Origin of the sequence: Streptomyces hygroscopicus subsp. hygroscopicus (assembly GCF_001553455.1) — a bacterium.
Classification (GTDB): Bacteria; Actinomycetota; Actinomycetes; order Streptomycetales; family Streptomycetaceae; genus Streptomyces; species Streptomyces hygroscopicus.
This window is the reverse complement of record NZ_BBOX01000521.1, coordinates 1-9702: the sequence shown is the minus strand read 5'-3', so window position 1 is coordinate 9702 and position 9702 is coordinate 1. Positions and strand designations below refer to the sequence as shown.

Here is a 9702-nt window from a genome sequence, read left to right as displayed (position 1 = left end):
GTCAGGCGGCGCGTCGCGGGGCGTCGGGCGCGCTCGGCGGTCGGCTGCCGCCGCACCTGCCGTGCGCTGTAGCCGAGCCGCGCCGCGAGCCCACACCGCGCGGATCCTGCTGCCGACCACCGACCACCGACCACCGACCACCGACCACCGACCACCGACCACCGACCTGCGGGCCTCGGGGATCGCCTTCGCGGCAGCGCCCTGGGCCGGCCGTGCGCCCGTCCCAGCCCGTGAAATGTCAGTTCCGTCTCATGGCCATGCGCCTTACTCTGTCGCCGTGCCCACCGCCCGTGCCGCCCGTACCCCGGCCCGTCCCACCGCCCCCGGTGGCGGCCACCCTGTCCGCGGTGCCGTCCCCGTGGACATCGCGCTCCTCGCCGTCGCCATCGCCGGTGTCTCGCTCTCCGCGCCGCTCGCCGCCGCGACGGCGGCACCCGCGCTCGCCATCGCCTTCTGGCGCAACGCCATGGCCGTGGGCGCGCTCACGCCGTTCGCGCTGTGGCGCCACCGGGGCGAGCTGCGCGGGATGGGCCGCCGGGCGGTGCTGCTGTCGGCCGCGGCGGGGGCCCTGCTCGCGCTGCACTTCGGGGCCTGGCTGCCGAGCCTGCACATGACCTCCGTCGCCTCCTCGACCGCGCTGGTGACCACGACCCCCATCTGGACGGCACTGCTGCTGCGGCTGCGCGGCCACCGCCCGCCCGCGCTCGCCTGGCTGGGCATGGGGCTGGCGTTCCTCGGCGTGGTGATTCTCACCGGGGTCGATCTGTCCGCCTCCCCGCGCGCCCTGATGGGCGACGCGCTCGCGCTGCTGGGCGGGATGGCGGCGGCCGGGTACGTCCTGCTCGGCGCGGAGGTGCGCCGTTCGGTGAGCACCACCGCCTACGCCTACGTCTGCTACGCCACCACCAGCGTGCTCCTGCTGCTGACCTGCCTGGTGGCGGGCGCGGAGCTGGGCGGCTACAGCGGCACCGCCTGGCTGCAGCTGGCCGCGCTGACGGTGACCGCACAGCTGCTGGGGCACACCCTGATCAACCGGGTGGTCAAGGGCCTCGGCCCCTCCGTCACCTCGACCGCGATCCTCCTGGAGACGCCGGGGGCGGCCCTGATCGCGGCCCTGTGGCTGGGGCAGATGCCGTCCGTGGCCGCCTACCCGGCGCTCGCGGTGATCCTCGGCGGACTCGCGCTGGTCATCATGGCGGACGGAAAGAGCCGCTCGGACGGCCCCCGAGCCGGTTCCGCGGACGCCGGTTCCGCGGACGCCTAGAGCCAGCCGTTGCGCTTGAAGCCGCGGTGGATCGCGAAGCAGATGCCCACCGTGACCACGAGCACGGTCGGGTAGCCGAACTTCCAGCGCAGCTCCGGCATGTAGTCGAAGTTCATGCCGTAGATCCCGGCGATCATCGTCGGCACGGCGAAGATCGCCGCCCAGGACGTGATCTTCCGCATGTCCTCGTTCTGGGCGACCGTCGCCTGTGCCAGGTTGGCCTGGAGGATCGAGTTCAGCAGGTCGTCGAAGGCCAGCACCTGCTCGCTGACCCGCGCCAGATGGTCCGCGACATCCCGGAAGTACGTCTGGATGTCCGGGTCCACCAGCCGCATCGGCCGCTCGCTCAGCAGCTGCATCGGCCGCAGCAGCGGCGCGACGGCCCGCTTGAACTCCAGGACCTCGCGCTTGAGCTGGTAGATCCGGCCCGCGTCGCCGCCCCGCCGGGAGGTCGCCGCCGAGAAGACGTCGATCTCGACCTCGTCGATGTCGTCCTGGACCGCGTCGGCCACCGCGAGATAGCCGTCGACGACCTGGTCGGCGATGGCGTGCAGCACCGCCGAGGGACCCTTGGCGAGCAGCTCCGGGTCCTGCTGGAGGCGGTGGCGCAGGGCGCGCAGCGAACCCTGGCCGCCGTGCCGCACGGTCACGATGAAGTTCCGGCCGGTGAAGCACATCACCTCACCGGTCTCCACCACCTCACTGGTCGAGGTGAGTTCGGCGTGCTCGACGTAGTGGATCGTCTTGAAGACGGTGAACAGGGTGTCGTCGTACCGCTCCAGCTTGGGCCGCTGGTGCGCCTGCACCGCGTCCTCGACCGCCAGCGGGTGCAGCCCGAACTCCTGGGCGATACCCGCGAACTCGCGCTCGGTCGGCTCGTGCAGCCCGATCCAGGCGAACCCGCCCTCCTCACGGACCCGCTCCATGGCCCTCGCCGGGCTCACGTGGTCGCTGACCCGCTTGCCGTCGCGGTAGACCCCGCAGTCCACCACGGCGCTGGTGACCGACGGGTCACGCGTCGCGTCGTAGTCGCTGGAGGCACGGGCACGGCGCAGGGCGGGGCGGACGGCTGCGCGCAGGTCACGGATCATCGACATGACGGGCTCCTTCACGGGCCGGCCGTCAGCGGCGGGCGCGCGGCGCAGCGCTGCGCCCGGAAGGTGGACGTACGGCATCCCGGTGCCCGTACGTCCGCAAAGCGGGCGGCGCTCCGTGCCATGGCGCTGACGGAAGTTCTTCGGAACGGAACAAAGCGGTACGAAGGCGCTCTACCGTCAGATGCCCTGGATGCGAGATTGCTTCGCGTGTTTCACCGCCGGACGGCGGGGTACGGAAGGTTTCAGATCATGGAGCCGCATACCAAGGGGAAACGACGGGAGAACTGTCGGTACTGCACGGTCGACTAGGATCCACCGCAGCCCCACCTCCTCCGGCCGGTCCCCCGTGAGGGACGACGTGTAACTCCCTGGGCAGGGATTAAGGCTATCAGTCGGCAGAACCGTTCCCGCGCCGCTTTGCCCGTTCGATACGCGATCTATGCTCACCGCATGTCAGACGTTCTTCAGCTGGTCGAGGCCCGGCTGATCACCGCTCTGGGCGAGCCGGACGCCCGCGCGTCCGTCACGTTCCTCGGTACGGACCGCATTGACGTGCTGCGATTCCGGGACGAGAGCGATGTGATCCGCTATGCCACCCTCGGCATGTCGGACCATCCGATGACCAGCCCGACCGCCACCGTCGCCGACCCGCTGCGCGGACCGCGCGCCGAGCTGGTGCTGACCGTGCGGGCCGGCGGACGCGGCCCCGACCTCCCCGTCCTCGACCAGCTGCTCCGCCCGCTCGCCGTGCTGGCCGCCTCCCCCCAGGTGGAGGGGGTCGTGGTGACCCCCGGCGCGTCGCTGGACCTCGGCGGGCCGCTGTGGCCCGGGGCCCCCTTCACCTCCGTCCTCGTCGCCGAACCGGGCGGCCTGGTCGAGGACTTGGAGCTGCTCGAGCCGATGGAGCCGGTGCGCTTCCTGCCGCTGCTGCCGATGACCGGGAACGAGGCGGCGTGGAAGCGGGTGCACGGCGCCGCCGCCCTCCAGGACCGCTGGCTGCGGAACGGTACGGACCTGCGTGACCCGGAGCGCCCCGGAGTGCGGTTGACGGACTGAGGACCGGGGCCGTACTACGGACTGAGGACCGGGGCCGTACGAAGATCCGTACCTGGCCCCGTAACCTGGCCCCGTACGGACAACCGTCGCGCGGGGCCCCACACCGTGGTGTGAGGGCTGCCGCACCGTCGTGCCGGGGGGCGTCACACCCTCGCGCGGGGTGCCGCACCGTCGTAGGAGATGCGCCGGACTCTCGCGCGGGGGCGCCGGGCGGGAACTCTTGCCGGAACTGACCTCCGGACGGGTGATCGTCCTTGACGGGAGGACGGCCGGGGAGGACCGTGGGGCCCTATGAGGGGCGAACCCAGTTGCCCGAAGTGCGGTGGCCGGGTGCGAGCGCCCGGTCTCTTCGCCGACTCCTGGCAGTGCGGAGTGCACGGCACGGTGCACCCCCTCCAGCCGGTCGTCCCGCCGAGCGTCGAAGCACTCGTGGTGGTCACCAACCGCGCCCGGGTGCCCGTGTGGATGCCGTGGCCGCTGCCCGTGGGCTGGCTGTTCACCGGTGTGGCGTGTGCCGGGGACGACCGCAGCGGCGGCCGCGCCACGGCCGTGGCCTGCTCCGGCCCCGGGCCGCTGGGCGGCCCGGGGGAGCTGCTGCTGATCGCCGAGGAGCTGGGCGTCGGGCTCGGCGCGCGCTTCGCGGGCGTCCCGGGGCCCGATCCGGGGCCGGGCATGCGCGTGGACAAGCCGCCGCACGTCAAGGTGCTGGCCGCCGGGCGGCCCACCCCGCTGTGGCATGTCGAGGGCACCCCGGACGACCGCGCGGTCTTCGCGGGCGAGGCGTGCGGGCTGTGGCTGTGGGCGGTCGTCTGGCCCGAGCAGACCGGGCTGCTGATGTACGACGAGATGGTGCTCACCGATCTGCGGGACGCCGGGGCCGAGGTCGATCTGGTGCCCTGCGGCGCGCTCTCCCCCCGGCTGCTGTCGCCCTGAATCCGTGCCCCGTCCGAGCCGCCGGGCCCCTTGCGCCGAGGCGGCGCAGTCGCCCGCCGTGGAAGGGGTGCCGTCCGAGCCTCGGGGCTCCTTGCGCCGAGGCGGCTCCCCGCCCCGGCGGCGCTCATGCGGTGACGGCCGGGGGCACTGACGGGGCGTGGTCGAGCGGTGGTTATGCTGGGGCGTCCCCTCCGTCCGTCCCGAACGCAGCTTGGAGCCCGTGCCGTGCGCATCGATCTGCACACCCACTCCACTGCCTCGGACGGTACCGACACCCCCGCCGAGCTGGTGCGGAACGCCGCCGCCGCGGGGCTGGACGTCGTCGCGCTCACCGACCACGACACCGTGGGCGGCTATGCGGAGGCGACCCGGGCGCTGCCCTCGGGGCTGACGCTGATCCCCGGCGCCGAGCTGTCCTGCCGCCTCAACGGGGTGAGCCTGCACATGCTGGCGTACCTCTTCGACCCGGCCGAGCCCGAGCTGGCGCGCGAGCGCGAGCTGGTGCGCGACGACCGGGTGCCCCGGGCCCGGGCGATGGTCGGGAAGCTGCGTGAGCTGGACGTACCGATCACCTGGGAGCGGGTGGCGGAGATCGCCGGGGACGGTGCCGTCGGACGGCCGCACATAGCCACCGCGCTGGTCGAGCTCGGCGTCGTGGAGAGCGTCTCGGACGCCTTCACCACCGAATGGCTGGCCGACGGCGGCCGGGCGCATGTGGAGAAGCACGAGCTGGACCCCTTCGAGGCGATCCGGCTGATCAAGGGCGCCGGCGGGGTCGCGGTCTTCGCCCATCCGCTGGCCGTCAAGCGGGGCCGGTGCGTACCGGAGAGCGCCATCGGCGAGCTGGCCGCGGCGGGCCTGGACGGTGTCGAGGTCGACCACATGGACCACAGCGAGGACACCCGTGCCCGGCTGCGCGGTCTGGCCGCCGAGCTCGGGCTGCTCACCACCGGCTCCAGCGACTACCACGGCAGCCGTAAGACCTGTCGGCTCGGCGAGTACACGACCGATCCCGAGGTCTACGGCGAGATCGTGCGACGGGCGACCGGGGCCTTCCCCGTGCCGGGCGCGGGCGGCTGAGCGCGCCCCCTCCCGCCCCGACGTTCCCCCTGACCTTCCGTCCTGGCCTTTCGCTGCCTGCCCTCCGTCCTTCCTCTTCCTTCCTCTCCTTTTCCGGTTCCTCTCCCGAGCTTCCCCCGATCCTCTCCCGATCGTCCCCTGTTTCGTACCGCATCAGCACCGCACCGCTGCTCGTCCCCGCAAGGCTTTCACCGTGTTCGACGCCGCCGTCTTCGGATCCCTTTTTCTCACCCTTTTTGTGATCATGGACCCACCGGGCATCACGCCCATCTTCCTCGCCCTGACCTCGGGGCGCCCGGTCAAGGTGCAGCGCAGGATGGCGGGCCAGGCGGCGGCCGTCGCCTTCGGCGTCATCGCCGTCTTCGGCATCGGCGGTCAGCAGATCCTCGACTATCTGCATGTCTCGGTCCCCGCGCTGATGATCGCGGGCGGGCTGCTGCTCCTGCTGATCGCGCTCGATCTGCTGACCGGCAAGAGCGATGAGCCGACCCAGACCAAGGACGTCAATGTCGCGCTCGTCCCCCTGGGCATGCCGCTGCTGGCCGGGCCGGGCGCGATCGTCTCGGTGATCCTCGCCGTCCAGCACGCCCGCGGGCTCGAGGGGCAGGTGGCGGTGTGGTCCGCGATCGCGGCCATGCACGTCGTGCTGTGGCTGACCATGCGCTACTCGCTGCTGATCATTCGCGTGATCAAGGAAGGCGGAGTGGTGCTGGTCACCCGGCTGTCCGGGATGATGCTCTCCGCCATCGCGGTCCAGCAGATCATCAACGGGGTCATCCAAGTGGTCCACACCGCCTGACACGGCACGAGCGCCCCCGTACTGTCGCGTACGCGGGCGCTCGGTGCTCGGCGCGGCTGGAGAGCCTTACGGCACTACTGGGCGGCGGTGTCGGCTGGACGGATGTAGATGCGCTGGCCGATTGCGGCGGCCTGCTGCACGATCCGGTTGACGGAGGCGGCGTCTACAACGGTGCTGTCGACGGCGCTGCCGTCGACATCGTCAAGGCGCATGATCTCGAAGCGCAAAGCTTCTCCCTTCGTCTGATCCTCCTGGAGGAGAACTGATGTGTACGGAGCCGCGCAGCGTCGCTGCCGCGCTCTCCTGTACGTGTTCAACGAGAGGGGCCCCCGAAAACATTCCCTACGCTAATAAAAATTTTTCGCTGCCTAAGTATCCACCGGCGGTCGAGCAGGGTCCGGTTGTGCCGCTCACACGGCCGCCCGGAGAATGAACCGCGTATGAGTGAAGCCACGCCTCCGGGCCAACCAGACCTCGCCTCGGTCGTCGCGGGCATCGAGCGCACGAACGAGTTGCTCCAGCGCGTGCTCGCCGAGGTCGCCACCACGCCCTCGACCCACGCGATCTTCGTGGACGCGGGGTACGTCTACGCGGCCGCCGGCCGGCTCGTCGCGGGCACGGAGGACCGCCGAGCCTTCGAGCTGGACGCCGAGGGGCTCATCGAGGCGTTCATCGACAAGGCGCGCACCATTTTCCCGGACAGCAGGCTGCTGCGCGTCTACTGGTTCGACGGTGCCCGGCGCCGGATCCACACCCCGGAGCAGCAGAGCATCGCGGAGCTGCCCGACGTCAAGGTCCGGCTGGGCAACCTCAACGCCAACAACCAGCAGAAGGGCGTCGACTCACTCATCCGCTCCGATCTGGAATCCCTCGCCCGTCACCGCGCCATCGGCGACGCCGTGCTGATCGGCGGCGACGAGGACCTGGTCTCCGCCGTCGAGGCGGCCCAGGGCTACGGGGCACGCGTCCACCTGTGGGGCATCGAGGCGCTGGACGGGCGCAACCAGGCCGAACCGCTGCTGTGGGAGGTCGACAGCCAGCGCACCTTCGACCTCGACTTCTGCAAGCCGTATGTCACCCGGCGGGCCACCGGCTACGAGCCGAACGGCGACTCGCCGCTGTGCGGGCCCGCCCCGACCCGGGACGAGGTGCGCTTCGTCGGGGCGCAGATCGCCGCCCAGTGGCTGTCCTCGCGCGGCCGTGACACGCTCGCGGAGCTGCTGCCGGGCCACCCGTACCTCCCCGGCTCCGTGGACCAGGAGCTGCTGATCGACGCTGAGGGGCTGCTGCGGCTCTCCCTGCGCGCCCACGCCGATCTGCGGCGCGCCCTGCGGGACGGCTTCTGGGAGCATCTGCAGGCGCAGTACTGAGCCGGTCCGCCCCGCCGCTCCGCTTCGCGCTCGGCCCGGGTCGCGCTGAGGTTGGGATCGCGGCTGAGCCGCGGTCGCGCTGAACTTGCGGTCGCGCTGAGCTGTGGTTGTGCTGCGGTCGCGCTGAGAGGACGTCGTGCTCGGCCGAGGCCCCGTGCTCGTGCTCGGGCTCGTGCTCGGCAAAGGTCTCCTCAGCCCAGATCGCGCCAGAAGGCGATCAGGGCGTCGGCGGTGGGATGGGCCCGCTCGGCGTTGGGGGAGTGCCCGGCGCCCTCGATCACGGTCCGGCGGGCGGCCAGCCGTACCGCCATCTCGTCGATCAGCGGCACCGGCCAGGCGTAGTCCACCTCGCCCGACAGCACATGTGTGCGCAGCCGCACCGCCGACAGCTCGTCGATCCGGTCCGGTTCGTCGGACAGCTGCCGCCCGGTGGCGATCAGCTGCTCCGGTACGGTGCCGAGCCAGCGCCGCCGCAGGAAGTCCGCCACCCCGGGCGGTGTCGCCGCGTCGGCCGCCTCGGGCGGGTCGAGCTCGCGCATCGCCTGCCATACGGACTCCATGTCCATCACGGTCAGCGCGTCGATCAGCAGCTTGATCCGGGCGCGCTGCGGGGCGGAGATGGCCGCCGGGCCGGAACTCATGATCGTCAGTGAGGCGAACGCCCCCGGATCGCGCAGTACGGCGGCCCGCGCGATCAGCCCGCCGAGCGAATGCCCGAGCAGGTGGACGGGATCCTCGGTCGCCGTGCTCAGGGCGGTGGCCTGTGCCAGAACGTCCTGGGCCAGCTCGTCCTGGGCGTATGCGGCCTCCTTACGGGGGCCGGGACTCTCGTGCTGCCCCCGACCGTCGACCGCGACGGCCCGGAAGCCGGCCGCGGCGAGCGGCTCCAGCAGCGCGATGAAGTCCTCCTTGCTGCCGGTGAACCCCGGGACCAGGAGAACGGTGCCGCGTGCGGCCGAAGCGGGCCGCGCGTCATGGACGGCGAACTCCCCGCGCGGGGTCCGGAGGCGGTACGCGCGGGCGCTCGCGGGCAGTGTGAGGAAGGGCGGCCTGCTCATGTGCACGAGGCTATACATGGCGCGGGAAACGGTACGTGAACGGCCAGGGGCCCGTACCGCGGTGTCGCGGAACGGGCCCCTGGCCGTGATGTGCTGTGCCGCGGTCCGGCGTCAGCCCTCGGCCGTCACCTCGACGGACTCGGCCGCCTTGGCGCGCGTACGGCGCCTGGGCTTGGCGGGCGCGGCCTCGGCCGCCTCCGCCGCCGGGTCCGCCGCCGGTTCCGCCTCGGCCGCTGTGGCCTTGGTGCGGGTGCGCCGGGGCTTGGCGGGGGCTTCGGTGGTGTCGGTTTTGGTGGTGGTGCGGGTGCGGCGTCGGGGTTTGGCCGTCTCGGTGCCTTCGGCGGTGTCGGCGGTTGCCTCGGCTGCTTCTGTTGCCTCGGTGGTCTTGGTGCGGGTGCGGCGGCGCGGTGTGGTTGTTTCGGTGGTGTCCGTCGCGTCGGCGGTGCCTTCGGCTGTCGCGACCGCGGCCTCGGCTGCTTCCGTCGCCCCTGTTGCCTCGGTGGCCTTGGCACGCGTACGGCGGCGCGGCTTGGCGGGGGCCTCCACGGCCTCCGGCTGCGCCTCGACGGTCTCGGCGGCGTTCACCGCCGCTGCCGTCGCTTCCGGCGTGCCCTCGGCTGCCTCCACGGCGCTCCGGCCCGTTTCGGCGGCTTCGGTGGCCTTGACGCGGGTGCGGCGGCGCGGCTTGGCAGGGGCCTCCACGGCCTCCACGATCTCCGTGGCCTCCGGCTGAGCCTCAGCCGTCGTCACTGTCGTCTCAGCCGTCTCAGCCGTCTCAGCCGCCTCGGCGGTCTGCGCGGGCGCCTCCGTGGCGTCCTCGGCCGTCTCGGTCTCGGTGCCCTCGGCGGTCCGGACGGCCGCTGTCGCCGACTCGGCGGCCTTGGCGGCGCCCCGGGTGCGGCGGCGGCGCGGCTTGGCGGGTGCCTCGGCGGGCTCCGCCTCCGGCTGGGCCGCCTCCGCCGTCTCCACGACGGCCGTGGCCGCCTCGGAGCGGGCCGTGGCCAAACCGCCGCGGGTACGGCGGCGCCGGCGGGGCCGACGGGGC

General features: G+C 72.4%; 9 protein-coding genes and 1 pseudogene. 6 read left to right on the top strand and 4 right to left on the bottom strand.

Annotation, left to right across the window (positions count from 1 at the left end; genetic code table 11):
• Window positions 1-235 precede the first annotated feature (235 nt).
• Window positions 236-1264 carry a DMT family transporter gene (locus tag AXW62_RS37845; RefSeq protein WP_107406396.1) on the top strand — a complete coding sequence of 343 codons (1029 nt, stop codon included), beginning with the start codon at window positions 236-238 and terminating at the stop codon, window positions 1262-1264.
• Here the strand turns inward: AXW62_RS37845 and corA are convergent.
• Entirely contained in the window at window positions 1261-2361 is a 1101-nt protein-coding gene (gene corA, locus AXW62_RS37840) for a magnesium/cobalt transporter CorA (RefSeq protein ID WP_030822855.1), read from the bottom strand. The genes AXW62_RS37845 and corA overlap by 4 nt on opposite strands.
• A 450-nt stretch (window positions 2362-2811) precedes the next feature.
• Between corA and AXW62_RS37835 the strand changes: the two genes are divergently transcribed.
• The 4 genes from AXW62_RS37835 to AXW62_RS37820 all read left to right on the top strand — a co-directional run bounded on the left by AXW62_RS37835 (window position 2812) and on the right by AXW62_RS37820 (window position 6229).
• Complete coding sequence (locus AXW62_RS37835) at window positions 2812-3417, top strand: suppressor of fused domain protein (RefSeq protein ID WP_060948355.1); 606 nt, start codon at window positions 2812-2814, stop codon at window positions 3415-3417.
• A gap of 291 nt (window positions 3418-3708) precedes the next feature.
• The gene (locus AXW62_RS37830) at window positions 3709-4350 is read left to right on the top strand and encodes a DUF6758 family protein (protein WP_030822861.1); all 642 of its coding nucleotides are present in this window, start codon (window positions 3709-3711) and stop codon (window positions 4348-4350) included.
• A gap of 225 nt (window positions 4351-4575) precedes the next feature.
• A complete protein-coding gene (locus AXW62_RS37825) occupies window positions 4576-5430 on the top strand; it encodes a PHP domain-containing protein (RefSeq protein WP_030822864.1) in 855 nt (284 codons plus the stop codon).
• A 193-nt stretch (window positions 5431-5623) separates the two neighbouring features.
• Complete coding sequence (locus AXW62_RS37820; RefSeq protein WP_060948354.1) at window positions 5624-6229, top strand: MarC family protein; 606 nt, start codon at window positions 5624-5626, stop codon at window positions 6227-6229.
• Between the two features lie 74 nt (window positions 6230-6303).
• Here the strand turns inward: AXW62_RS37820 and AXW62_RS44730 are convergent, their stop codons facing one another.
• Window positions 6304-6456: a DUF8834 family protein gene (locus AXW62_RS44730; protein ID WP_164502489.1), complete on the bottom strand. Its 153-nt coding sequence runs from the start codon at window positions 6454-6456 to the stop codon at window positions 6304-6306.
• A gap of 213 nt (window positions 6457-6669) precedes the next feature.
• Between AXW62_RS44730 and AXW62_RS37815 the strand changes: the two genes are divergently transcribed.
• On the top strand, window positions 6670-7599 hold the full coding sequence (locus AXW62_RS37815; protein ID WP_030822869.1) for an NYN domain-containing protein: 930 nt from the start codon (window positions 6670-6672) through the stop codon (window positions 7597-7599).
• A 191-nt stretch (window positions 7600-7790) separates the two neighbouring features.
• Here the strand turns inward: AXW62_RS37815 and AXW62_RS37810 are convergent, their stop codons facing one another.
• On the bottom strand, window positions 7791-8657 hold the full coding sequence (locus AXW62_RS37810; RefSeq protein WP_060948353.1) for an alpha/beta fold hydrolase: 867 nt from the start codon (window positions 8655-8657) through the stop codon (window positions 7791-7793).
• Window positions 8658-8768: 111 nt separating this feature from the next.
• Window positions 8769-9702: pseudogene (locus AXW62_RS37805) on the bottom strand (DEAD/DEAH box helicase); the annotation flags it as partial.

Coding starts and splice junctions, on each gene's coding strand:
- AXW62_RS37815 (WP_030822869.1), top strand. CDS start 6,670: ATGAGTGAAGCCACGCCTCCGGGCCAACCAGACCTCGCCTCGGTCGTC.
- AXW62_RS37830 (WP_030822861.1), top strand. CDS start 3,709: ATGAGGGGCGAACCCAGTTGCCCGAAGTGCGGTGGCCGGGTGCGAGCG.
- AXW62_RS37845 (WP_107406396.1), top strand. CDS start 236: ATGTCAGTTCCGTCTCATGGCCATGCGCCTTACTCTGTCGCCGTGCCC.
- corA (WP_030822855.1), bottom strand. CDS start 2,361: ATGTCGATGATCCGTGACCTGCGCGCAGCCGTCCGCCCCGCCCTGCGC.
- AXW62_RS37810 (WP_060948353.1), bottom strand. CDS start 8,657: ATGAGCAGGCCGCCCTTCCTCACACTGCCCGCGAGCGCCCGCGCGTAC.
- AXW62_RS37835 (WP_060948355.1), top strand. CDS start 2,812: ATGTCAGACGTTCTTCAGCTGGTCGAGGCCCGGCTGATCACCGCTCTG.